Genomic DNA, 24,737 nt, shown 5'->3' on the forward strand with positions numbered 1-24,737 from the left:
GCATACTAAATTTTATTTGCATTAAAAAAGGCGATCCCAAGGGACCGCCTTCCATGTAACGCGTAACGTAAATTCTAAATATAACTCTCCATCGGCTCGCAAGCGCAAACCAAGTTGCGATCTCCATAGGCGGAGTCGATGCGAGAAACCGTAGGCCAAAACTTGTTCGCCTTCACATAAGCCAGCGGGAATACCGCTTTCTCGCGTGAGTAAGGACGATCCCAATCGCCTACTAAAACAGCTGATTGTGTATGAGGCGCGTGCTTCAACACGTTGTTTGCTTTGTCCGCTTTGCCTTCTTCGATCTCGCGAATCTCTGCACGAATGCTCAAAAGCGCATCGCAGAAACGATCTAACTCGTCTTTGTTCTCAGACTCAGTCGGCTCGATCATTAATGTTCCAGCTACTGGGAAAGAAAGGGTAGGAGCGTGGAAACCGTAATCCATTAAACGTTTCGCGATATCCTCTGCCTCTACACCAGCGGATAATTTGAACGGACGGCAGTCTACGATCATCTCGTGAGCGCAACGTCCTTGTGAACCGGTATATAGGATAGGGAATTCTTTTTCCAAGCGAGCCTTGATGTAGTTCGCATTTAAGATTGCCGTTTCTGTCGCCGTAGTCAATCCTTTACCACCCATCATCGCGATGTACGCGTATGAGATCGCTAAAATACTCGCAGATCCCACAGGAGCTGCAGAAACCGCACCCGAAGTTCCGTCATGAACGTGTCCTGGTAGGAATGGAACTAACTGTGGCGCTACGCCGATAGGTCCCATGCCTGGGCCACCACCCCCGTGAGGGATACAGAAAGTTTTGTGCAAGTTTAAGTGACAAACGTCCGCTCCGATGCGCGCAGGGGAGGTTAAACCTACCTGTGCATTCATGTTCGCGCCGTCCATGTACACTTGACCGCCATTTTCGTGAATGATTTCACAAATCTCTTGGATGGTCTCCTCGAATACCCCGTGGGTACTTGGGTAGGTCACCATTAAGCAAGAGAGGTTGTCTTTGTGTTCCAAAGCTTTGGCCTTCAAATCAGCCACGTCAATATTTCCGTTCGCATCGCAAGGAGAAACGATGACCTTCATTCCCGCCATAACAGCAGAAGCAGGATTCGTTCCGTGAGCAGAAGATGGGATGATCGCAATGTTACGGTGGTGATCACCGCGAGATGCGTGGTACGCACGAATCGTCATCAAACCAGCGTATTCGCCTTGAGCTCCCGAGTTCGGTTGCATGGACATCTTCGCGAAACCAGTGATCTCACATAACCACTCATTCAAATCAGCAACTAATTGTTGGTAGCCTTTCGTTTGAGAAGCCGGCGCGAATGGGTGAATCTTGCCTAATTCTGGCCAAGTCACCGGAATCATTTCCGTCGTCGCATTTAATTTCATCGTACAAGAACCCAACGAGATCATCGAATGAACCATCGATAAATCTTTTGATTCCAATGATTTTAAATAACGCAACATTCCGTGCTCGGAATGGTATTTGTTGAAAACGCTGTGTGTTAAGAAAGTCGAGGTACGCGTTAACGCCGCTGGGATCGCCCAAGTAACGTTTTTCTCTGCTGTTTTCGCTCCTTTTAAAGTCTCAAAGAACGAGATGATTTCGATTACGTCTGCTTCTTGCGTCGTCTCATCCAAAGAGATGCTCGTCGTAGTCGCCGTGTAACGTAAGTTGCGTTCTGCTTTTTCTGCCAAAACTCGCAAGTCCGCCGTTTGCGCTCCCGTCTGAATCGTCAGCGTATCGAAGTGGTTTGTGTTTTCTAAGGTAAATCCTAGTTTGCGTAAATTAACCGCCAATAATTCCGTTAATCCGTAGACCTTTTCGGCGATTTTCTTCAAGCCTGTTGGGCCGTGGTAGATCGCGTAAGAAGCTGCCATGATGGAAAGCAATACTTGTGCCGTACAAATGTTAGAGGTTGCTTTTTCGCGGCGAATGTGTTGCTCACGCGTTTGAAGCGCCATACGTAAAGCGCGGTTTCCTTCTGCATCCACCGAAACACCGATGATACGACCCGGAATATTACGCTTGTATTTCTCTTTCGTAGCGAAGAAACCAGCGTGTGGACCACCAAAACCCATCGGTACCCCGAAGCGTTGGGAAACACCCACGACCGCATCTGCTCCCATTTCACCTGGAGGCGTTAATAAAGTCAAGGCTAATAAATCCGCTGCGACTACGACTTGTAAGCCGTTTTCCTTCGCTGCTGCGATTAAAGCGCTATAATCAAATACCTCACCGTTAGAAGCAGGGTATTGTAACATCATTCCGTAGAAACGCGCGTCCGTCACGTCGAAAGTGCGGTGGTCGCCCACCACGATTTCGATCCCGATAGGTTCTGCACGCGTTTTTAATAAGTCGATGGTTTGTGGTAAGCATAAGTCAGACACGAAATACGCTTCAGCGCTGTTGCGTTCTGCTGGGCGTTGTCCATATAACATCGTCATGGCTTCCGCTGCTGCTGTTCCTTCATCTAAAAGGGACGCGTTCGCTAATTCCATGCCGGTTAAGTCGATGATCATCGTTTGGTAGTTCAATAACATTTCCAAACGACCTTGTGCGATTTCCGCCTGGTATGGCGTGTAAGCCGTGTACCAAGAAGGATTTTCTAAAATGTTTCTCAAAATGACCGTCGGCACAATCGTGTCCGAGTAACCTAAACCGATGTGTGATTTGAAGATCTGGTTTTGGCCCATTACTTCTTTAAAATCACGCAAGAACGCGAATTCTGATTTCGGTTCAGGCAAGCGAAGCCCTTGAGCTAAGCGAATTTTTTCAGGAACAGTTTGTTGAATAAGTGTGTCTAGGCTATCCACACCGATTGTTTTTAACATGGCGGATATATCAGCTGCTTCTGCATTGTTGTGACGTAAAGAGAAGTCTTCCTGATAAGCGTAATTTGGGGTCATAAATTCTGAGAATTTGGATGATAAAATCGCCACAAATTTAATCTTTTTTTAGCGATTTATATTTAGATTCTTAACTTCGCTTTCTTAAATTTTGTTTCAACAAATGAAAAAAACTAACATCTACGTTTTAGGGCTATTTTTAGCGGCTAAATTAATTCCGATGAGCGCTATTGCTCAGGGAGATCCAGTTCCTTACGCGTTGTCAATTCGCGCGGATGATCTGAAAAAACACTTGACTTTTATAGCATCAGATAGCTTGAAAGGTCGTAATACAGGTTCGCCAGAACAAAAAGTGGCTGCGAACTACATTGCAGACTCTTTTAAGAAATCAGGCATTGCGCCAGTGAATGGTTCTTATTTCCAAAAAGTGGACTTAGTCAACCGCGCTTGGTCGAACGTTTTTATTTCTGCCAAAGGAAAGAAATACGAATACCTAGGCGAAATGATGGCGAATGCCTTAGCGCCTGTTGCAGCGAAATCAAAGTTTCCTTTAGTTTTTGCTGGTTTCGCGGTACAACAAGGAGGATACACGGATTTTGACAAATTAAATGCTAAGGGTAAATACGTTTTAGCTTTCGAAGGCGAAGCGAAAGATGCAGCTGGACTTTATGTACTTTCTGGTTCAAAAGATCCATCCGTTTTCGGAAAAGGCGACGGCTGGAAAGAAAAATTAAAGCGTGCACAAGCAGCTGGAGCGAAAGGTTTGATCTTGATCGCGGATCGCGATACGAAATCTTTTGGCAACCAAGTACGTCAACGTCAAGTGATGATGAAGCGTTTTGGTAATGAGCGCATGGCCTTCGCTGATGCGGCCTCTGCAGCAAACGAAGCGCCGGTCTTGTTAATCTCCTCTGAAGTGGCAGCTGAAATCTTAGGCACTACAGAAGCAGAGTTATTAGCTTACAAGGCATCGTTAGCCACGTCAAAAAAATCAGTTGCCTCGAAATTCAAAGCAGCTCCTATCGAAGTAACCATCGAAAGAACGGAGAAGCCAGTGGATACCTATAATGTAGTGGGCTATTTAGAAGGAACAGATAAGAAAGAAGAATTGGTTGTTTTAACAGCACACTATGATCACATCGGAGTTTCTGCAGATGGCCAAATCAACAACGGCGCAAACGACGATGGTTCTGGAACCGTAACGGTGATGGAATTAGCAGAGGCTTTTGGTAAAGCAGCGGCAGAAGGAAAACGTCCACGTCGTAGCATTTTATTCATGACGGTGACGGGTGAGGAAAAAGGTCTTTTGGGTTCTGAGTGGTACGCAAATCACCCTTTATTCCCGTTAAAGAACACGGTTGTAGATTTAAACACGGATATGACTGGTCGTTATGATGACGAGCACAAAGGCAAGCCAGATTACATCTACGAGATTGGTTCTGATAAATTATCGTCTCAATTACGCGAGGTGTTAATCGAGCAAAACAAGAAACACGTAGGTTTAGAATTAGACTACCGCTACAACGACGCGAACGATCCGAACCGTTTCTACTACCGTTCAGATCACTACAACTTCGCTAAACATGGTATTCCAGTGGCATTCTTCTTTAACGGAGTTCACGACGATTACCACATGCCAGGTGATGAGGTAGATAAAATCGAGTTTGACCAAATCCAAAAAGTAGGCCGCCTAGTGTTCTACATGGCTTGGGAAATCGCGAATAGAGAGCAGAGGTTGGTGGTAGACTCGAATAAGCCATAATTGTTAGATCAATGGCTTCTGTAAATTATATGGTGAAATAAAATTCTGAAATTGTGCTTCGCAATAATTTCTTGAATTTCATTTCACCATACAATTCGAATCGAGCATTGAATCTAAAAATGGCTTTTTCTCACTAATTATAATTAGTAGTATCAAAAAGGGGACCTCGGTCCCCTTTTTGATGTCTTTTTGAAATGTTTCATAAACGTTTCCCCGGAGGGGAATCCATCTTTATTCTTTATGCTCTATGCTTTATTCTTTAATCCCTCTAATTTTTCTCTAAAGGATATTGCGCGCATTTTTGCCTCCTGAATAAACTCATTCTCTTTCACATCACCGATCACCGCATCGAGTTCTGCTGCGTTTCCGAACATCGCTAAGCGGAACGGATCCTCGTAGTCTTTTGAACGAGATCGTTCGATACCTGCCGTTAAGAAATCAGCGGTGGCGATGGCGCGATCAATCCAGGCTGGTATATTTTCGAACGCATTTGGGTTGATCTGTAATAAGCCGTTTAAGGCGTTTTCGAATTTCTGCTCTGGGTACAGCGCCGCTTGTTTTTCGTAGAATTCGTGTACCTGTTTCCAGCGAGTGATTTGGCCTGATTTGATATCCTCTTTCATCTCGTTGATGACGCCGGATGGGATCAATTGTCCACCTAGATTTTCCCAAACTTGAATGGCTGTAGCATTTTTTAAGGTCGCTTGTAAAAGCGCCGATGGAGAAGCGGTAGGGTGGCGCTCGGACGTGGCTAACCATTCTTTGGCCGCGTGATAATACAATAGATCGTGGAAAATCTGGTAGGCTTTGTGCGCTTTTGCAATGCGCGTTCTGCGTTTCGTGTTTTCGATGCCAGTTGCATATACCGCTAAAGGATTCGAAGCGTTTGCTGGGTCATTTAACCAAGCTTTGCCATCTCCACCGCCTAATGAATCAGAAACCCATTTCTCTAATAAGTTGATTCCTTGCAAGATTTCCGAAACCGTGTCTGGCGCTAAGAAGTCAAACTCGAGTAACATGTCTTTGTCTGTTCTTTGGTCTCTCGCTGCGAATTTCCAGGCATTGCGGGCCAGGGCGTACATGTTGTATTGGAACCAATAGCCGGCAATAATTAATAATCCACCTTCAGAATCATCATTTCCAATGAGAGAGAAGGGTAGTGGATTGTGGATTTCACCTGGGTAATTTCCTTTCGAAATCAAGTTAAAAGACGCGAACTTCGAGTTGTGTTTTAGGGCCACGGATAATCCAGGCCAAAATCCACGACCGGCCTGCAATTCTCCATCCGCACCGCGCGAATTGTGGTTGGAACCGAGAGTCGCGCCAGCGGCCATATTGCTTTGGCCTTTGACGATGGCTGCGCACAAGAACGAGTTGTTGTGGTGTTGTTCGTGGGCCGGAAAAATGAGCGCATTTAAAACTTCGCAACAAGAGATGGTCGAGTTACTTCCTAAAAAGGAGTTGATCAAACGCGCGCCGTATTTCAGTTGCGAGTGTGCCGCCAAAATAAAACGAACTGCCTTAACGCCGTAGAAAATGCGGCAGCCTTCGTGGATAATACCGTTCACGATTTCGCAGCCTTCGCCTATTTGGGTGGAGGCCTCGGCGTTCGATATGATGGTTAAGTTCTTTAATTTATTCGCGCCTTTGATATAGGTATCGGTACCCATGTTGACGTCCTTGATGATCCCGGTGTTTTTGATGACGGTGCGATCGCCGATTTGGCCATAGAATCCGCGTTTAGACGAGAACTCTTGGATGGTCATTTCTTTGTACTTCGCTTGTAATAAAGTGTCATCGCGGTCTTGGGTCCATAAGAATGCATCGGCCGGTTTCATTCCCACGAATGGAATGACCTTGCGGCCGCCATTTTCATTGCCTAATTCCATCCAAATTCGGATGCGTTCTTCTTCGCCTTTCTTTACGATACCATTTCCAAATTTCGCTGTCGCTGTGGTAGCTAATTCGTTCACTTGGAGGATCATGACCTCGTTTCCGATTTGGTAATGAGACAATAAATTCACGCGATCGATGGCTACGTTATCGCCAAAATCACAGGAAATCAAAGTGCTATTATAAAGACCCACCGGCATGCGCAGGTTTTTGAATTCTAAGTAGCAACTTTCTAAAATACCGATGCGGTTTATGCCAAAAAAGCGGCAATTCTTCACCAAGTACGGATTGAAACCCTCTTTCACCCACACATCTTTCCAGTTCTCTGCCTCGTTCAAGTTCGCTTCTAGAATGCTGATTTCACGTGGCGCTAGCGGACGGTAAGCCCCTAAGTCGATGTTGGAGTTGCGGTGGTCGAATTCGCTTTGGCCCTCTTCTAAAAAAGCGGGCGTTACGAAATCGAATCCTAGTTTTGAAAGTGGTTTTTTATCGATTCTATTCATATTTCATAAAATTCAAGGGGCAAATCATCCGGGTCCGCGATAAAGGTAAATCGCTTCCCTGTGAACTCATCCATGCGAATGGGCTCCGATGTAATGCCTTTTTTGGTCAATTCCTGCACCGTCAAGTCCAGGTTGTTTACTTGAAATGCCAAATGCCGCAAACCACAACTTTCCGGCCTCGAAGGGCGAGCTGGCGGGTTAGGGAAAGAGAACAATTCAATCACATAGTGATCGTTCAGTGCTAAATCCAATTTATACGAATCGCGCTCCGCGCGGTACACTTCTCGGATGATTTCAAGTCCTAAATCCTGCGTATAAAAGGCCTTAGAACGCGCATAATCCGAGCAGATGATGGCGATGTGGTGGACGCTATGTAATCCTAATGAGCTCATTTTTTGATAGAAACAGCGATTTTAGAGTCTGCGGTTCCATAATACAAGAACCATTTCCCTTTAAAGGGTACTAAACCCTCTACGAAACAAACTTCGTTTACCTCACCCACTTTTTCATAAGGCTGGTTAGGCCAAATAAAGGGCTCATTTGTTCGCGCCAAAACTTTATATGGTTTCTGTGCATCAAACAATACTTGGCCGGCGGCATACGTGAATTTGGGGAAGCGCGACTCGTTAAAGTTCGCCGCATTCGAGCTGTTGTAGATTAACACAATGCCTTCTTTGCGAAGTAGGGCATAAGGCCCTGGCTCTACTAATCGGCTATCGAAATAGCCTGCGCGTGGTTTTAAAACAGATAAACGAACATTCGTTTCCGCATTTTCCAACACGTCCCAATGGCGTAAATCTTTCGAAGTGGCTAAGAATAAGTCGGTGTCGCCGAAATACATATAATAGAGTCCATTGATTTTTTTGGCCACGATTCTAGCTCCATTTTGAACAGATACGAGGGCTCCTGATTTAGACCAAGTGTTTAGGTATTTTTCAGACGTAAAAAGAGGTCCTATTTTCTCCCAGGTTTGTAAGTCTTTTGAAAACGCCCCACAAAGTCGTGCGTATTTGCCGTCGTAAGAAGTGTAGGTTAGGAAATAAGCCCCATCCTCTGTTTCCACGATTCGAGGGTCTTCGATGCCGCCTGGCCATTCAAAGCCACGGAAGGCATCAGTAGCCGGAAATAAAATGGGTTCTTGGCTTTTTTTGAAATGGATGCCATCTGCGCTGGTGGCTAAACCAATGCGGGAAGTTCCAAGTGAATCTTGTGCGCGATAAAGCAAATGAACGAGGCCATCGCGAACAAGGGCCGTGGGATTTAAGACGTTTTTGTTTTCCCAGCCTACTTTTTTCCCGGTGATGGGATCGAGGAAACGCGCTTCAAGGGAGGGGGAGAGAATCGGATTTTCAGCGTCAGCCTTTGTAAATCCGGTCAGCTGCCAGTTTTGTGCGTTGCTTGTTAATGACAAACATAAAAGCGCCCAACTTATGATTCCTTTCATTTTCGACTCTATTTAGACATCTAAATTACGAAAAAAGAACGAAAGCTACCGGTAATATAGTACAAGGAAGGAGTGTTAGTCCTTGAAGATTTTGTCTTCTATTCCTTGGTTAATGACGTAGTTCGTAAGAGACAGGCGAATTTGGCCGGTTTTGCGCGTATTTACCGGTGCGACCGCGGTGCGGTTGATATCGACTACGACGCCTTTCGGGATCTTGAATTTTTTTACGTCGACCGTGATATTCAATTCAGATGGTAGGCCAAAAGCCTTTTCTGAGCCATACGCATAAGTGGAAAGTACGGTTCCGTTGCTACGAGAGGTGATTTGGGATTTCAAAATTAAATCTAAGGTAGGATCGACCCAGATTTTCGCTAAAACTATTTCGCCTGAATCGTCCGTGGGCAATAAAGTAATTGACTCTGTTTTTACGCCATCAATAACCTCGAAACCGGTGAATAAAGCATTGTAAGCCGCTTTGTTCTTTAGTAAGGCAGTTAAGTCGGTGAAACCTTTTTTGGGCAAAATCGCAATTCCTTTTGTGATCATTCGGAATTTTTCCGGCTGTTTGAAATAAATCGTCGCCTTTGCTGGCATAATTCTGACCAGCGGAATATCGGATTTAATCAGAGACTCGACTTTGTAGTCACGCACCTTGTTCATGCGGGCTAAAACCTGCATCACCGTCTTGTTCGCATCTTGTGCGAAGAGTGAAAAAGAAAGAAATAGTAATATTACGCGCATCATGATTGAATATCTTTTCGGTGGAAAGTGTAAAGAGAAACGGAAATCAACACCACATTATGCGCCACTAAAACAGCAATGGATCTCCAAATCGCCGAAAGCGGCAAGGGGTCTTCAAAGAACGAGCGCCAAGAAGCCATGTGAGTGGTGAATAAATACGGTTTGATGGGGTCAAAAACACGCACATCTAGGGTCCCGATAATGGTAAATAATAAGATAACAGACATCGTCGCTACGATAGGTCCGATGGAATTGTCCGTAAAACAAGACAAACAAATGGACAAGGAACTCACCGTAAATAGCGCTAAGAAGGCCACCGCAAACCCGCCCAAATACCGCCAATTCACATCCGCTTCCTGCAAAATCACTAATCCATCTGAATTCAACACCATCATATCGCCCGTCCCAAACAGTAATTTCCCGACTACCACCGACATCACGCCCATCCATAAAATAACGATCAAGGTATAAATGCCTCCCGCAATAAACTTCGATAACAGTAATTGAACGCGCGAAATCGGCTTCGTTGCTAGCATGCGAATGGTGCCCATCGCAGCCTCTCCTGAAACTAAATCGCCGGTTACTAAGGCGACTAACAGAGGAATTTGAACTAATAACATCTGCAGTATGATGAAAGCGACCAGGTTACCGTTCAGCACGTTGCCTTCAAAGGTCAAAGTCTGCTCGAAGGAAGCGGTCACAAAAGAGATGATGGACATTCCATCTGCTTTCAACGCAAACTGGATGACGCCCACTAAAACGGTGATGGCCGCGAGCCCCAAATAGCTTCGGGGCTTCAGCGCAATCTTGATAATTTCGTTGTATATGCTGTTGAAAAGGATCATTGGGATACGATTTTAATGAAATAATCCTCCAGCGTACGTTTCGCCTCTAGGCTGTATATTTCGATGTTTTGTTCGACGAGAAGTTTCGTCAAATAGGGGATTTCCGATTTTTCTATCGGGAATTGAATAGAAGAGTCTCCTACATTATCCCACAAGAGCGTAGGTTTCCAGGCTAACAAGACATTTTTTGCACCCGGCATCGGACTCGCTTCCAGGCGTAAAATGAGGTTTTCGCCGTTCATTAAATCACTCACATTTCCTTCCACGATCGACCGGCCTTTATTTATGATGACCATTCGATTGCAGATCAGTTCGATTTCGGCCAAATTATGAGAGGACAAAAGCACCGTTTTGTTTTGCTCGTTTTTCAACCTTAGAATCAAGTTTCGGATATCGATAATCCCTTGGGGATCTAAACCCGTGGTGGGTTCATCTAATATGATGAGGTCAGGATTGTGCAATAGCGTTTGGGCAATACCTAAACGTTGTTTCATCCCATGGGAGAAGCCCGCAAATTTGTCTCGTTCGCGACCGCCCAAGCCTACGAAGTCTAACATTTTGTAGATTTCTTGCTTAGAGGAAGGCTTTCCGGAGATGCGAGAGAAGATCTCCAAATTTCGGTAAGCCGATAAATATTTATAAAAATCTGGTTTTTCAATGATACTCCCGATGCGTCCTAAGATGGATTCCCGGTGAGTGGTGATGGATTCGCCAAAAATCTCGACCGTCCCGCTGTCTGGTTTAATCAACGAATTCAGGCATCGTATGCTGGTACTTTTTCCGGCCCCATTAGGTCCTAAAAAGCCAAAAACATCGCCTTTGTAAACAGAAAAACTAACGTCTGAGACGGCTTGGAAGGAACCAAATTTTTTAGATAGGTGGCGGACCTCTATAATTTTTTCAGGCATATCTTTCAAACACCCAAAAACAGAAAAAGGTTTTATTTTTTAATTAATGAGTGAGAGGTCTAAAATGTCCATATTGATCCGTAAAATAAATATTACAATTTAATAATAAAAAAATTATATAGCATTGTGTAGTAGTGTGGAAAATTATTTCTAAATTTTCGCATTACAAGTTAATGATTGCCTGGCAGTTATTGGCTTATCACTCAAACCTTTTATTTTTATGAAAAACAATTTCTACGTAAGCAGAGTGGTCTTTCTACTGGCGTTGATGCTCACCATTTCCTGGGTATCATTTGGTCAAGACCGAAAAGTTGCGGGAACAGTCTCAGACGCCAAGGGCGGGGGGATTCCTGGAGTTTCTGTGGTGATTAAAGGTACTACTACCGGTACCACTACGGATGTGAATGGTGCATTTAGCCTAAATGTGAAAGGCAATGCAGATTTAATCGTTTCCTCAGTGGGTTTCAAATCCGTAAGTGTTTCTGTAGGAAACAGAAGTTCTCTAGCGATTACCTTAGATGACGATGTAAGTCAATTAAACGAAGTCATCGTGACTGGTTACGCGTCTCAACGTAAAAAAGATATTACGGGAGCGGTAACGGTAGTAGGTGCGAAAGAATTGACGGCGGTTCCATCCGCTTCATTAACCCAAATGTTACAAGGTCGTGCGGCCGGTGTGACCGTAGGTAATGATAACTCTCCTGGTGGAGGAACGATGGTGCGTATCCGTGGTTTTGGTTCGATTAACAATAACTCTCCACTTTATGTGATTGATGGTGTGCCTACACAAGGAACCCTAAACCAGATTAACCCAAGTGACATCGAGTCGATGCAGGTATTGAAAGATGCGTCTGCAGCGTCTATCTACGGTGCGCGTGCAGCGAATGGGGTTGTGATCATCACGACAAAACGGGGTGGCGAAGGCGAGCCTAAGATTAGTTTTGACATGTACACAGGTATGCAAGATGTAGGTAAGACCTTAGATCTTTTGAATACCAAAGAATTAGGTCAATATTACTACGAATCGGAGATCGGTGCGGGAAAGGCGGCAGGAACCTCTCCTTCAGCTCAATACCGTTTTGGAGCAGATGGTTCTCAAACAATTGCGGATTATATCTATCCAAACGTGTATGGTGACCTTCCTTCAAACTATACCTACACGAATGATATCGCCGATCCAGCTTTAGGTAAAACGGCTTTCAATATCACAAAAGCAAATAAGGCGGGAACGGATTGGCAACACGAGATTTTTGGCCCAGCTAAAATTTCTAACTACCAATTAAGTGCAACAGGTGGATCTAAATATGGAAAATACGCGATCTCAGGTAGCTATTTTAACCAAGATGGTATCTTGAAATATACAGGTTACACGCGTTACTCAGTACGTGCGAATACGGAATTCAAGAAAGGTAAATTGACTTTTGGTGAGAACTTTACCGTTTCGTATGACGAGAAAATTGGTGTTCCTTCTGGAAACAACAACGAATCAAATCCTATCATGTTTGCGATTCGTATTCAGCCGATCATTCCCGTATTCGATATCACAGGTGGTCCTAAAGGTTTAGGCGGAACGAACACATCGGATCTAAATGGATTTGCAGGTTCTCGTGGTTCTAACTTAGGTAATGCCCCTAATCCATTAGCGCGTCAATGGAGAGAGAAAGATAACCCAGTTAAAGCTTCCCATATCTTCGGTAACGTATTTGCGGAAGTAGAAATCATTAAAGATTTGAAAGCACGTACTAGTTTAGGTTTTGAATACAATAACTACAACCAGTCTGTGTATTTAAACCGTGATATTGAAGCAGCTGAGCCTCGTTCTTCTAATTCATTAACGGTTTCCAATAGCTATGATCGTGCGATTACTTGGTATAATACGTTGAACTATAACAAAACGTTAGGCGATCACACGGTGAACGTATTAGTGGGTACAGAATCTGTTTCAACGTATGGATTTGGTTTCAACGCGGCACGTTCTAACTTCGCTTTTGATGATCCATCGTATCGTTATTTGAATAATGGTTCTGCGGCGGGTCTTGCGAATGCGGGTTCAGGTGCAACGATCACAGCCTTATTCTCGCAATTTGGTAAAGTGAACTACTCTTACAAGGATTTCTTATTAGCTGACTTTACGATCCGTCGTGACGGTTCATCTCGTTTCGCTTCTGCTTATCGTTATGGAGTTTTCCCTGCATTCTCTGTAGGTGCTCGCTTAACGGAATTAGCCTTTATGAAAGACTTGACGTTTATCAACGATTTGAAAATACGTGGAGGTTGGGGTAAAACGGGTAACCAGTTAATTCCTAACGTGTACAATGCGTATACCTTATTTACGCCAAATCCAGATAACAACGCGTACGATATTGGTGGTTCTGGTAACGCCATTTCGGCAGGTTTTGACATTGCACAATTTGGTAACACAGCGGGTCGTTGGGAAACGAATACTTCGACAAACATCGGTTTTGATGGAACGTTCCTAAACAGCAAATTAGATGTTGCTTTTGACTGGTATACACGTACTACATCAGATATGTTAACGCAAGTGCCTATCCCTAAGACGGCAGGTTCTGCTACGATTCCTTATGTAAATATCGGTGAAGTGAATAATACGGGTATTGACTTGAACGTAACGTACCGTGATCGCATTGGTGATTTCCGCTATAGCGTTTCAGCGATGTATTCTCAATACAAGAACAATGTGGTTAAATTAAATGATGACCCTAACGCGACGGTATTTGGATTCTCTACTCGTCTTCCAGCGATCTCCGTTACGAAGGCAGGATTGCCTCTTGCTAGCTTCTACGGTTATATTGTAGATGGTGTGATTAAGGATGATGCGGAGGCTGCTGCAGCCCCTAAATTTGGTACGTATACTCGTGCGGGTGTATTTAAATTCCGTGACGTAAATGGTGACGGTGTGATTACAGCCGCTGATAAAACAATTATCGGTAATCCTCACCCTGATTTCTCTTATGGTTTAAATCTTACATTAGGATACAAAAACTGGGAGTTAACGGCGTTTGCGCAAGGTGTTCAAGGAAACGAATTGTTTAACTATTTGAAATACTGGACTGACTTTAATACGTTCCAAGGTAACCGTTCGAAAGATATGTTATATAACTCTTGGAAGAAACAAGGAGATGTGGCTTTATTACCTCGCTTGAACTCTCAAGATGGTACATCGCAACAAATCTCGTCTTACTTCGTAGAAGATGGATCGTACATGCGTATCAAGAATATCCAATTAACGTACACAGTACCTAAGAATTTATTGAGCAAGATTAAGTTAAGCAGTGTACAAATTTATGTACAAGGTCAAAACTTATTCACCTTCACTAAATACAAAGGTTTAGATCCAGATATCAACTTGAGAACTTCGGGTAATGATAACCAAGATATCCACATGGGTATCGATGAAGGAGCATTCCCTGTGGCTAAATCGTATAATGTAGGTCTAAGAGTTGGATTTTAATTAGAACAAAATCAGATAAAAAAATGAAAAAGTTAATCATCATCAGCGCTTTAGTAGCGACCGTCGGTATCAACTTTTCTTGTACAGATAATTTCTTTGAAATCGAGCCTCAAGGTGCGGCGTCTTTGACATCATTAAGTAACAAGAATGGGGTGAATGCCTTGTTAATTGGAACTTACTCCCTAATGGATGGGGTAGGGGCAGGAAATACGGGACGTCAGTCTACGATTTCAAATTACGTTTTTGGAGGGATTACCTCTGGAGATGCAGTAAAAGGAACGGATATTGGTGACCAGCCAGAGCAAGAGTATATCGAGCAATTCAACTGGTTATCCGATAACACGTATTTCTTAGGTAAGTGGCAACACACCTACGATGGAGTGGCGCGTGCGAATGAGACAATCTTGTTAGCAAAAAGCACCGACGTGAAGGATATGACAGATGCGGAAAGAGCTCAAGTAGTAGCGGAAGCTCGTTTCTTGCGTGGTCACTACCATTTTGAAGGTAAAAAGATGTGGAACAATGTTCCCTATATCGATGAGACCATCTATAAAAGAGATGACCCTAACTCGACTAAGATTCCAAATGATAAAAACATCTGGGCTAACATCGAGGCAGATTTCTTAGAAGCATCGAAGGTTTTACCAGCCGTACAATCTCAAAAAGGTCGTGCAACGAAGTGGGCAGCTTTAACCTACTTAGCGAAGGCGTACATTTACCAAAAGAAATGGGCTGAGGCTAAGACTATTTTAGTAGATGTATATGCTAACTCGGGCAAGAAATTAATGCCTAATTACCACGACAACTACCGTAACATCACGAACAATAACGCAGAATCTATTTTCGAAGTAGAATTCTCTGTGAATGATGGTTCTACGGGAAATAATGGTAATGCAGGTGATAACTTAAACTGGCCTTATTCTGCGAACTCTCCAGGTCGTGGATGTTGCGGATTCTATCTTCCGTCCCAAAACCTAGTGAACTCATTCAAAACGGATGCAGATGGTTTACCATTAATTGGTTCGAAAGCAGACGGTACGGATGATACGTACAACACAGTGGACGTTCCGAATGACCAAGGTTTAAAATCGAACGTAGCTTTCGATTTAAAGAAAGATGTACCAGTAGATCCACGTTTAGATTGGACAGTAGGTCGTCGTGGAGTTAAATTCTTAGACTGGGGTGTGATGCCAGGATACGATTGGATTCGTAACCAAAACTACTCAGGCCCTTACATTGGTAAAAAATGGATGTATTATTTAGCAGACGAAGGTAGCTCGACTCACTCGACTAACAAGCGTGCGGTGAATAATAACTACCGTTTGTTGAAGATGTCTTCGGTGATTCTTTGGTTAGCGGAATGCGAAGTGGAATTAGGAAATTTAGCTTCTGCTGAAACCTATGTCAACTTAATACGTAACCGTGCTAAGACGGGTTCTGTACAAGATGCTTCGGTTACTTATGCTGTTAATCCTTATCCTGCAGGCACATTTGCTGCTAAAGGTGTAGATTACGCACGTAATGCTGTTCGTATGGAGAACCGTTTAGAGTTCGCGATGGAAGGTCACCGTTTCTTCGACTTAGTTCGTTGGGGAATTGCAGAGCCTTACTTGAACAAGTACTTGAAAGAAGAGTCTGTAAATGGTACAGATGCGGCTGGACGTACGTATAACAAGCGTGGTTACTTAGTCGGAAAAACATTCAAAGCGGGTCGCAATGAATATTTCCCTCTTCCTAACGACGAGATCTTAAACTCTCAAAAGAATGGGGCTGCTACCTTAAAGCAAAATCCTGGTTATTAATAGCTTGGATTAAATTAATGAAGAAGTCAGGGCTGAAAGGTCCTGACTTTTTTTGTTTATGAGGGTAAATCTTACTCAACTGTAACGGACTGATATTGATAGGGGGTATTACTTTTTTCCCTTAATAATTTCTTGTTTATCAACACGTTTCCTCCCAACTTTTGATTTTTCAACATCCTTCTCAATATAGTTTGTACCATTTAAAACTTTGTATTTTTTTTCCTTTGATTTGGATTCGTTTAAAACATATTTATCGTGTACTATTGGTAATTTTAATTGAATTCTCAACTTGTGTTGATTCAATTTACCATCAAAATTTACGTGAATTTTCTCAATATAGGTACGTACAATCTCCATTTTCTCTTTAATGGTGTATTTTTTCTTTACCTCATTTATCCATCCAGTATGTTTCTCTAACCAATTTATCCATTGATTTGTATTTTCAACAGAAGTGATTTTCATATTCAAACTCTCCAATTCTTTGAATATTGAATCTTTTGAATTTTTGATTAGTTTTTTGTTTTCCTCGAATTGAGTACTTTCAATATCACCAGTTAAATACCATTCTCTATTATCCTTCTCTCTTATTTCGAAATTTTTCAACTTCTTTTGAATTACATTTTTTTCCTTCTTCAAAAGAAGTAATTCCTCATCCTTCTCTAAATTATCATTCAGTTTCAGTTCTAACATTTCCTTTTTAAAGTTCTCCTTAATTATATGAGAATTTGATAATATATCTATCAGGGTGTTCCAAACTAATTCGTCTGTGTTTTTAATATTGATTGACTTCTTTACACTACATTTTACCTTTTTACTATCATTTACCTTTCTCCACTTATTCTCTTTACTTCGACAATAGTAATAAAACTCATTTTTTTCATTTTTAATTCTACAACCATATATGTCTCCACAAGAACCACAATATAATAATCCACGAAGTAGAATATCGTTATGAATCACCTTTGTTAATTGATTTCTCTTTTTTAAGGATTCTTCAATTTTTATCTGAACCTTATTGTAGATTTCGTCATCAATTATTCTAATATTTTCATTTCGTGAGTGAAGAATTTCGGGGTTTAATGGTTTGGTTATATTATCAATCATTTCATCTGTTCCCAGATATAAATCATTCTTTAACATTAAAAGGAGAGTACCTGTATTCCAAAATTTACCTCTACGGGGTTTTACTCCATTCTTATCTAAAGTTTTTCTAATTTCATTTATCGTAATTCCATTATTATACCATTCAAAAATTTTTCTAACCCAATCACTTTCTACGGGTTCAATTACTAATCTCCTCACTCCTTCGATTTTACTACCAGTATATCCAAAAGGATACGTTCCACCCCTCCATCCACCTTTTTGAAAGTGAGAAACTTTTCCAATCATACTCTTCTTTCTTTGAACTCTTACAAAGAACTGATTGATAGAAGAGAAAAAGTCATACATTAATACTTGTTCGTCACTTTTAAAATCAACGTTACTGTCATTAGTGTAAAGTAAAACTTGATTCTGTTCAAGTCCTTCACGTAATAATGAGGAGACGATTGGGTTTCTAGATAATCTAGATAAATCAAAAACATAAAGATGTTTAACATTACCCAATTGTAATTGGGTATATAATTCAGTAAGGACCTCTCTGTCTTCTATATTTTCACTACTTCCACTTGTACCCTCCTCGTTCCAATCCTTATAATCCATCCCAAGTTCCTTTGATTTTGAAATACCAAAATCGAGTTGGTTTTGTAATGAGTATTTGGTCGATTGTTCAAGTGTTGATACCCTTCTGTATATGTGTAGTATTTCTTTTTCCATTATTACCCCCTATCGTGTTAGTGATGTAAATGTAATAGTTTAAAGTTAAACTTGGATTTATGGTATCAATAAAATGGAGACAATGTAATTACCCTATCAACTCGTATAAGGGAAAAAAAATGACCTCGACAAAAAAATGGGTTCGATTGGGTGTGGGGGACAAAGAAACTTGTCAGTTACAAGAAACTCCATCTGGGGGTCAGGTTCAACACGGACTTCCAGTATAACTAATCTAGGAAAAATTCACGACATATCAAAATGTAACTACCTACAATTCAGTATCTTCTGTTGATTTTAATTTTAAAAAGGTATAATCACATAGGAGATTACCTTTTTTGAGTAAGTGAACTATTAAAGGGAATTGAATTATAATTCTTTAATTATCAAATATGTTATTAGTTAACTAATCTTTTGGTGTAGTTTCAAGATGACCCACTTAGATAATTTAAATAGAATTTTATTATTCTTAATAATATATGATAGAATTGGTCCAATTTTGTAATATAGTTTGATGAATAATCTTCCAAGATCTCTTTGTAACAATACTTGGTCTCTATATTTTCGAAAATCAACAACAATAGGATGGTTTTTGTCTCCCATTGTTGTAGTAACTACAAAACAGTTCGAGTTTGATGACTGTTTAACAGGAGGGAATAAGTTAACTTTTTCAATGTATTCCAGATGGATGAATTCTTCTTTTGTTTTAAATCTTGTTCTATTAATAATATTTAAATTAAATAAGAGTTTGTCACCTTTTTTTTATCCAACTGGGTTGTCGGTTGTTAATTTTATGAATGACACATTTGGTACTGAATGTTTCGAAACTAAACCCTTCTTATATGGAGGGTTATTTGTTTCCTTTATTTTAATCTCCTGAAATTCAAAAGTGTAGTATTTACTTAATTTTTGGGTGGTGTACATAGTCAAATTATTGTCATCTTTCCATTGTTCCCAACTCCCAATTTCCTCATTACCCCTTAAAAGTGTGGACTCTACAATATCATCTCCAATAAAATTTGATTGTATTTTTAAATATTCACCTATTCTTCCAACGGGGGAATGATTCTCTAATAATTTGATATCCTTAATTATTAGTTCAATTTGTTGTATATCCGAAATTGATTTTTCGATTTCATTATTGTTTTTATATATGAATTCTTTCCATTCATATTCTAACATACCTTCTTGAAATGATGAATTATAATAATCTTCAAATTCATTGAGATATATTTCTAAATCTTCATGAGTCAGATATTTTCCATTTGAAATTTTTAATTCAATCATTGTATTATTTTTTGGTAAGTATAATTACATCATTCTCATAACTAATTACAAACTCAACTTTTTGACATTTCCCATTCGAGTATTTCAAGTTTAATCTATTATCAATTATCCATTCGGAAATCTTTGAACTATATAAATCGTAACCCTTTTTCTGATTCTTTTTCATATTGTCCCAATCAAGAGGTCCACAAGTCGTATGGGTAGAAAAATCTTCATGGTCTATAATTAGGATAACATCTTGTCTTCGTTTTTTAAACACCTTTCTAGACGGTTGGGAAGGAATGTAGAATCTATATTTTCCATTTCCAACACTGTGAACAGTTAGTTCGACTTTTCTCATACCCTAATTTATCCTTTTGGTGTTCTGATTAATTTTGTACATCTGATATGTTTGAATACCAGTTAGTAGATTATTAAAATTGATTGAGGAATCAATACTACTCAATTGAGTTGTTATTGTATTGTTCAATTCAATAAATGAATCTTCTGTGAAGTATGTTAAGGTTTCGAGAGAATTTACTATGTTGTTTTCCATTCTATTGATTGAATACATCAAGTCTTTAATTCCATCTCCTATATTGTAGAGTTTGTTTGAAACTTCATTTTCCCAATTTGAATTGAATACTCCTAGTTGGTCAAACGATTCATAAATCTCATAGAATGTTATTAAATCACTTTCAACTAGTGAAGTAATCATACTAATAGAATGATAAACTAATAAATCATAAGAATGTATTTGATTTTTAAGTAAACTAATTAGTTCAAAAAGTTCGGATTCATTTTTTGACTCACTAATTGATTCGAATATTGTTTGAGTATTTTTTCTTTTCGTTTTTAAATAGATTGAGATTTTGACGAATTTTTGAATGTAGGTTTTGTCAATGTCTGAAATAGTTTTTTGGTGTTTATTAAGAAGTTTGTTGAAACTTTCTCCATCAACTAAATCAACTTCACCATTTCCATCAGTATCTAATTCTGAAACTATATTATTGACTCTTGAATTTAAATTTGAAAGTCTGTTAATTTCATCTTGTTTGTCTTTGATTTCTTTATTTATTCGAGATTTTTCAATATCAGAATCAAGATAGAGTTTAATGTAATCAGTCAAATTTTCGATATATTCTTGACAATTCTTTTCATTTTTTCTTAATTGTTTAGAATTCCAAATAAGTTTTTCTATCGAACCGGATTTGACTATTATATTTCTTTCTTTGTAGTTTATCTCAACAATTTCCCTTCCGGTTAGTGTACCTAATTGGGTTTTGAAGTATATTTTGTCGTTGTGGTTATCTTCAAGTGTCCAAGACAAATTCTCTCCGATTTGAATAAAGTATGGATTTAAACCTTCCTTAATATCATAATAGTTACCATTAAATGTATTTTCGTTTAAATAATATGTTTCTTGGACTTCGTTATATCTACTCATAGTTGAAGTGGTAAAATAGTATTTTGTGGATTCAGGATTCAAGAAGAATGAATTCTGAATCTTAAATCAATTTATCCTTTTAGTGTTTTGATTAATTTTATACATCTGATAGGTTTGGATACCTGTAAGTAGATTGTTGAAGTTGATGGATGAATCAATACTTTTTAATTGAGATGTTATAGAATTATTTAACACTCCAAATGATTCCTGTGTCGAATATGTTAGGTTATCAAGTGAAAGAATAATATTGTTTTCCATTCTATTAATCGAATACATTAAATCTTTAATTCCATCTCCAATATCTGAAAGTTTATTTGAAACTTCATTTTCCCAATTGGAATTGAATACCCCTACTTGGTCAAATGATTCATATATTTCATAAAAGGTAATTAAATCACTTTCGACTAGTGATGTAATCATACTCAAAGAATGGAATACTAAAAGTTCATAAGTATGAATTTGATTTTTCAGTAAACTCATTAATTCATCGAGTTCCTTTTCATTTCTGGTTTGACTTATTGATAAAAAAATATTTTGAGTGTTTTTTTTCTTGGTTTTAAGATACATTGAGATTTTTACAAACTTTTGTATGTAATTCTTATCAATCTCGGTAATAAATTTTTGATGTTTATTTAAGAGTTTATTGAAACTTTCTCCATCAATTAGGTCAACTTCTCCGTTGTTGTCTTTGTCCACCTCTAAAATCGAAGTATTAATATTTTCGAAATGTTGGATAGTTTTTACCTTGTAATCATTTTTTACTTCTGATATTAATGAGTGGAACATCTCATTAATATTATTAAGTAAAACTATTTCAACTTCATTTAAATTATATAGTCCAGAGTTTAAATTATTGTTTAAATTCACAATATCAGATTTTTCTTTCAACGATTTATATTTGGAATCGTATATAAATACAGGATAGTAGAAATCTAATCCGTATTCGTATTCGGTTCCCCATATACTTTTTTTAACAATTTTTTTTGTTGTTATATTTATGTTGATTGATTCAAAATCATCATACCATTTAATATCTAAATTTGTGTATTTACTTTTGGATATTGAACGAAAAAGGTGACGGAATCCATCTTCACGAATACTAGACTCGTCATAAAATAAGTTAGATTCTAAAATCAATTTTTTAAGTTCTTTTGAAAAATTTTGAAATTTAGTATTCAGAATCTCTAATTCTTCTTCATTAAATGTATTTAATCCTATCATTGTGTAATTGTTTAAATCTAAATTATAAAATGAACGAGTAAATTGTATGGAAATTTATTTTGTGGTAGAATAGTTTCCTTTTAAATCAATAATTTATTCATCTCATATATAAACCTATCAACAAATAATTTTTGTTCATCTTCAATTAAACATAGACTACATGTGATTTCTAATATTGTATTATAATTTTTATGTTTAGTCTCATAGAGGTGTATTTTCATAAACCAACTATCTAAAACAAGATTATTTTGTTTTATTTCTATGACCGTAGTGTGAGTAAAAGTATCTTCAAATATTCTACAATCTCCTAGAACTTCACAGATATACTTTATATTATTAGAAATACTTTTGAAATCGTGTTTAGAACGGATTGTGATTTTATAGTCCTTTACCATTTTTAAAAGGTTGTATTTTATACTATTGTAATATCTACTACAATTTTAATGATTTTAGTTATAACAACTAGGGGTTAAATGGTTCAACACGGACTTCCAGTATAACTAATCTAGGAAATTCTCACGACATATCAAAATGTAACTACCTACAATTCAGTGTCTTGTACCATTTTTATTTGTGGTAAAAAGTAACACATCAAATCTGTTAAAGACGTTGGTAATATCACAAAAACGTGTTACTTTAGTATTGAAATATAAATCGATACACTTTGAGTATGAAAATCAAATACAATAGAACATCAACCATTAATCAGGACGGTGAGAGATTCAAAATGGATAAGGACAATTATGATTTAACTCTGTTTGATAAAGGAGTGAGTGGTAAGATTCCATTTAAAGATAGAGAGAATGGTAAAGTACTGGTTGGGTTAGTATCAGAAGGAAAGGTTACGGAATTAGTAGTTGAGGAGTTATCACGTTTAGGTAGAAATACCGTGGATACTCTGACAACCTTAAAATGGTTAGAGGATAGTGGTATCAATGTAGTAGTTAAGGGAATGGGTAACCTCCAATCTCACGTAGATGGTAAAAAGAATCCCATTTGGAATCTGATTACATCGGTAATGAGTTCACTCTATGAGTTAGAAAGGGAGAACATCCTCGAAAGAACCGAAATGGGTAGGAAGATGTATGTTATCAATGGAGGTAAATTAGGTAGAAAGGTGGGGACGGTTGAAAATCGTCAAGAGTTCCTTCAAAAGGAAACTAACCAGAAGATTATATCCCTATTGGATAAAGGTAAATCCGTTAGGGATATATCTGGTAGATTAGGTGTTTCCACAAGTACTATTGTTAAAGTTAGAAAGTATCACTTATGTTAAATCAATCACCGAAACTTTCCAAAAAGGAGAAGAAGAAAATGAAAGAGGAGTATTTAGAATCAAGGATGGAAAGGATTCTTACAGAGGTTGATAAACAACCCTCCGTTTCCTCTTGGGACTATGTGTATTATATGATGAAATACAAATCAAAGGATTAACCCATATTTTCAACATATCTCCTTCTATTCAAAAGAATTTCTAGTTGTCTAATCCTAAATTCCAACTCATTGATTTTAGTTTCAAACTTATCTTGTTTTGGAATTTTGTTTGAAGGTTGAACCTCTTTTAGATATCTCTTTTCCCACTTTTCTTTCAATTCAGGTATTAAGTAACCATACCTCTCATACATTGAATTCCATTCTTCCAACAATTCCAAATCAGTTAAACTACAATCTAATTCATTGGAAATCCCTTTATTTATCTTTTCTTCCAAACTCATAGAAAGAGTATGATAAATTGATCCCAGATAATTTTCTGATTTTGTGAGTAGAGTTTTTCTGTTCTTTCGGGATAATTTCTCATTACATTGGATGTAGAAATCAAATCCCAAGAATTTTCTTCGAGAAGGTGTTCCATCATTTCTTTTAGTCATATATGACATTTTTTTATTTTTCATTTTGAATTATTTTTTAAGTTATTATCCCACAAGTCTAAAATAATGTTCAGGATAGTTTTTAATGAACATTGAGTAATTAAGAAGTTGTTTGTATTCTTTTTGATTTTTAAATAAAAATTCAATCTTTTCATTCTTATCAGGTACTCTAATTTTAAAAACACCTTGGTTTTTTCGTCGAGATTCATATTGAAATCGATTCACACCTTTTGAGTTCTTTTGACCATGAATAAATGGGAAATTAACATTAATTATTTGACACATAATATTGAAGATTTAAAGTGAATAACAAGTGATTAATGATTTATCAGAAGTGATTAAACACATATTTAATCTTTCCAAAATAATGACAATTGTCCGTGGATATTTTTTAAACATGTTTTTGAATTGAGGAAATATTTCAAGATTCTCTGAATTTTTGGATACTTGAATTGGATTTATGATTTGAGGAACTAACTCTTCAATTTCGTACCCAAATCTTTCAAATAATCGATTTTTAAAATGGTCTGTTACTTTCATATTTCTATATTTTTATTGTTTATTTTAACTCTCAATCTTATATGTAAATTTAATTCTATGGTTGTGGTAGTGTTTTTTTTAAAAAATGGAATCACTACCTAATTCTATCTCTTTTAATTACTCTCAATCATATACCTAAATTTCGGACATCGGTTGTGGTAGGTTTGAATTATCAAATTATTAATCACTACCAAAATCAATGTATTTTCAGTGTTTCTCATTTCTATAGGGAAGTTCGGAATTCGGTTGTGGTAGGTGTGGAGAGTTAAACTTAACTTCACTACCTTTACTTCTGTCTTTTTATCTCTCTCAATCATTTATACAATTATACGAAGTCGGTTGTGGTAGGTTT

General features: G+C 38.6%; 18 protein-coding genes. 4 read left to right on the top strand and 14 right to left on the bottom strand.

Annotated features, from left to right (window positions below; genetic code table 11):
• Nucleotides 1–74: 74 nt before the first annotated feature.
• On the bottom strand, nucleotides 75–2,921 hold the full coding sequence (gene gcvP / locus SKC35_RS00650; protein WP_377977585.1) for an aminomethyl-transferring glycine dehydrogenase: 2,847 nt from the start codon (nucleotides 2,919–2,921) through the stop codon (nucleotides 75–77).
• Between the two features lie 103 nt (nucleotides 2,922–3,024).
• On the opposite strand from gcvP, the gene SKC35_RS00655 reads away from it, so the two are divergent.
• Nucleotides 3,025–4,623 (top strand): M28 family peptidase, encoded by a 1,599-nt coding sequence (locus SKC35_RS00655; RefSeq protein ID WP_377977586.1) that lies wholly within the window; start codon nucleotides 3,025–3,027, stop codon nucleotides 4,621–4,623.
• Between the two features lie 245 nt (nucleotides 4,624–4,868).
• On the opposite strand, the gene SKC35_RS00660 is transcribed toward SKC35_RS00655, so the two are convergent.
• The 6 genes from SKC35_RS00660 to SKC35_RS00685 all read right to left on the bottom strand — a co-directional run bounded on the left by SKC35_RS00660 (nucleotide 4,869) and on the right by SKC35_RS00685 (nucleotide 10,957).
• Entirely contained in the window at nucleotides 4,869–7,019 is a 2,151-nt protein-coding gene (locus SKC35_RS00660) for a DUF4954 family protein (protein ID WP_269008961.1), read from the bottom strand.
• Entirely contained in the window at nucleotides 7,016–7,411 is a 396-nt protein-coding gene (gene gloA2, locus SKC35_RS00665) for an SMU1112c/YaeR family gloxylase I-like metalloprotein (RefSeq protein WP_377977587.1), read from the bottom strand. The genes SKC35_RS00660 and gloA2 overlap by 4 nt, the downstream gene beginning before the upstream one ends.
• The gene (locus SKC35_RS00670) at nucleotides 7,408–8,463 is read right to left on the bottom strand and encodes a glycoside hydrolase family 130 protein (RefSeq protein WP_377977588.1); all 1,056 of its coding nucleotides are present in this window, start codon (nucleotides 8,461–8,463) and stop codon (nucleotides 7,408–7,410) included. The genes gloA2 and SKC35_RS00670 overlap by 4 nt, the downstream gene beginning before the upstream one ends.
• Before the next feature lie 75 nt (nucleotides 8,464–8,538).
• Nucleotides 8,539–9,207, bottom strand: a complete 669-nt coding sequence (locus SKC35_RS00675) for a LolA family protein (protein WP_377977589.1) — start codon at nucleotides 9,205–9,207, stop codon at nucleotides 8,539–8,541.
• Nucleotides 9,204–10,049: an ABC transporter permease gene (locus tag SKC35_RS00680; protein ID WP_377977590.1), complete on the bottom strand. Its 846-nt coding sequence runs from the start codon at nucleotides 10,047–10,049 to the stop codon at nucleotides 9,204–9,206. Before SKC35_RS00680 ends, SKC35_RS00675 begins: the two co-directional genes overlap by 4 nt.
• Complete coding sequence (locus SKC35_RS00685) at nucleotides 10,046–10,957, bottom strand: ABC transporter ATP-binding protein (protein WP_377977591.1); 912 nt, start codon at nucleotides 10,955–10,957, stop codon at nucleotides 10,046–10,048. The genes SKC35_RS00680 and SKC35_RS00685 overlap by 4 nt, the downstream gene beginning before the upstream one ends.
• Nucleotides 10,958–11,177: 220 nt before the next feature.
• Here SKC35_RS00685 and SKC35_RS00690 point away from each other — a divergent pair, with 220 nt between their 5' ends.
• Both SKC35_RS00690 and SKC35_RS00695 read left to right on the top strand, forming a co-directional pair.
• Nucleotides 11,178–14,429, top strand: coding sequence for a SusC/RagA family TonB-linked outer membrane protein (locus SKC35_RS00690; RefSeq protein ID WP_377977592.1), 3,252 nt, complete (start codon nucleotides 11,178–11,180; stop codon nucleotides 14,427–14,429).
• Nucleotides 14,430–14,452: 23 nt separating this feature from the next.
• A complete protein-coding gene (locus SKC35_RS00695) occupies nucleotides 14,453–16,231 on the top strand; it encodes a RagB/SusD family nutrient uptake outer membrane protein (protein ID WP_377977593.1) in 1,779 nt (592 codons plus the stop codon).
• Nucleotides 16,232–16,339: 108 nt separating this feature from the next.
• Here the strand turns inward: SKC35_RS00695 and SKC35_RS00700 are convergent, their stop codons facing one another.
• From SKC35_RS00700 to SKC35_RS00720, 5 genes are all read right to left on the bottom strand, one after another.
• Nucleotides 16,340–18,046 (bottom strand): recombinase family protein, encoded by a 1,707-nt coding sequence (locus tag SKC35_RS00700; protein ID WP_377977594.1) that lies wholly within the window; start codon nucleotides 18,044–18,046, stop codon nucleotides 16,340–16,342.
• A gap of 399 nt (nucleotides 18,047–18,445) precedes the next feature.
• The gene (locus tag SKC35_RS00705; protein WP_377978395.1) at nucleotides 18,446–18,772 is read right to left on the bottom strand and encodes a CFI-box-CTERM domain-containing protein; all 327 of its coding nucleotides are present in this window, start codon (nucleotides 18,770–18,772) and stop codon (nucleotides 18,446–18,448) included.
• 33 nt (nucleotides 18,773–18,805) lie between these two features.
• Nucleotides 18,806–19,330 (bottom strand): hypothetical protein, encoded by a 525-nt coding sequence (locus SKC35_RS00710; protein WP_377977595.1) that lies wholly within the window; start codon nucleotides 19,328–19,330, stop codon nucleotides 18,806–18,808.
• 343 nt (nucleotides 19,331–19,673) lie between these two features.
• Nucleotides 19,674–20,756 carry a hypothetical protein gene (locus SKC35_RS00715; protein ID WP_377977596.1) on the bottom strand — a complete coding sequence of 361 codons (1,083 nt, stop codon included), beginning with the start codon at nucleotides 20,754–20,756 and terminating at the stop codon, nucleotides 19,674–19,676.
• Between the two features lie 66 nt (nucleotides 20,757–20,822).
• The gene (locus SKC35_RS00720; RefSeq protein WP_377977597.1) at nucleotides 20,823–21,977 is read right to left on the bottom strand and encodes a hypothetical protein; all 1,155 of its coding nucleotides are present in this window, start codon (nucleotides 21,975–21,977) and stop codon (nucleotides 20,823–20,825) included.
• 670 nt (nucleotides 21,978–22,647) lie between these two features.
• On the opposite strand from SKC35_RS00720, the gene SKC35_RS00725 reads away from it, so the two are divergent.
• Nucleotides 22,648–23,253, top strand: coding sequence for a recombinase family protein (locus SKC35_RS00725; protein WP_377977598.1), 606 nt, complete (start codon nucleotides 22,648–22,650; stop codon nucleotides 23,251–23,253).
• A gap of 154 nt (nucleotides 23,254–23,407) precedes the next feature.
• Here the strand turns inward: SKC35_RS00725 and SKC35_RS00730 are convergent, their stop codons facing one another.
• Complete coding sequence (locus SKC35_RS00730) at nucleotides 23,408–23,869, bottom strand: hypothetical protein (protein WP_377977599.1); 462 nt, start codon at nucleotides 23,867–23,869, stop codon at nucleotides 23,408–23,410.
• Nucleotides 23,870–24,142: 273 nt separating this feature from the next.
• Nucleotides 24,143–24,385: a hypothetical protein gene (locus SKC35_RS00735; RefSeq protein ID WP_377977600.1), complete on the bottom strand. Its 243-nt coding sequence runs from the start codon at nucleotides 24,383–24,385 to the stop codon at nucleotides 24,143–24,145.
• Nucleotides 24,386–24,737: the final 352 nt, after the last annotated feature.

The organism is Aquirufa originis, from assembly GCF_042714495.1.
Taxonomy (GTDB): domain Bacteria; phylum Bacteroidota; class Bacteroidia; order Cytophagales; family Spirosomataceae; genus Aquirufa; species Aquirufa originis.

Bases quoted from the DNA above. Each gene is read 5' to 3' on its own strand.
- SKC35_RS00655 (WP_377977586.1), top strand. From the start codon at position 3,025: ATGAAAAAAACTAACATCTACGTTTTAGGGCTATTTTTAGCGGCTAAA.
- gcvP (WP_377977585.1), bottom strand. From the start codon at position 2,921: ATGACCCCAAATTACGCTTATCAGGAAGACTTCTCTTTACGTCACAAC.
- SKC35_RS00735 (WP_377977600.1), bottom strand. From the start codon at position 24,385: ATGAAAGTAACAGACCATTTTAAAAATCGATTATTTGAAAGATTTGGG.
- SKC35_RS00670 (WP_377977588.1), bottom strand. From the start codon at position 8,463: ATGAAAGGAATCATAAGTTGGGCGCTTTTATGTTTGTCATTAACAAGC.
- SKC35_RS00710 (WP_377977595.1), bottom strand. From the start codon at position 19,330: ATGATTGAATTAAAAATTTCAAATGGAAAATATCTGACTCATGAAGAT.
- gloA2 (WP_377977587.1), bottom strand. From the start codon at position 7,411: ATGAGCTCATTAGGATTACATAGCGTCCACCACATCGCCATCATCTGC.
- SKC35_RS00730 (WP_377977599.1), bottom strand. From the start codon at position 23,869: ATGAAAAATAAAAAAATGTCATATATGACTAAAAGAAATGATGGAACA.
- SKC35_RS00680 (WP_377977590.1), bottom strand. From the start codon at position 10,049: ATGATCCTTTTCAACAGCATATACAACGAAATTATCAAGATTGCGCTG.
- SKC35_RS00725 (WP_377977598.1), top strand. From the start codon at position 22,648: ATGAAAATCAAATACAATAGAACATCAACCATTAATCAGGACGGTGAG.
- SKC35_RS00675 (WP_377977589.1), bottom strand. From the start codon at position 9,207: ATGATGCGCGTAATATTACTATTTCTTTCTTTTTCACTCTTCGCACAA.
- SKC35_RS00700 (WP_377977594.1), bottom strand. From the start codon at position 18,046: ATGGAAAAAGAAATACTACACATATACAGAAGGGTATCAACACTTGAA.
- SKC35_RS00690 (WP_377977592.1), top strand. From the start codon at position 11,178: ATGAAAAACAATTTCTACGTAAGCAGAGTGGTCTTTCTACTGGCGTTG.
- SKC35_RS00695 (WP_377977593.1), top strand. From the start codon at position 14,453: ATGAAAAAGTTAATCATCATCAGCGCTTTAGTAGCGACCGTCGGTATC.
- SKC35_RS00715 (WP_377977596.1), bottom strand. From the start codon at position 20,756: ATGAGTAGATATAACGAAGTCCAAGAAACATATTATTTAAACGAAAAT.
- SKC35_RS00660 (WP_269008961.1), bottom strand. From the start codon at position 7,019: ATGAATAGAATCGATAAAAAACCACTTTCAAAACTAGGATTCGATTTC.
- SKC35_RS00685 (WP_377977591.1), bottom strand. From the start codon at position 10,957: ATGCCTGAAAAAATTATAGAGGTCCGCCACCTATCTAAAAAATTTGGT.
- SKC35_RS00720 (WP_377977597.1), bottom strand. From the start codon at position 21,977: ATGATAGGATTAAATACATTTAATGAAGAAGAATTAGAGATTCTGAAT.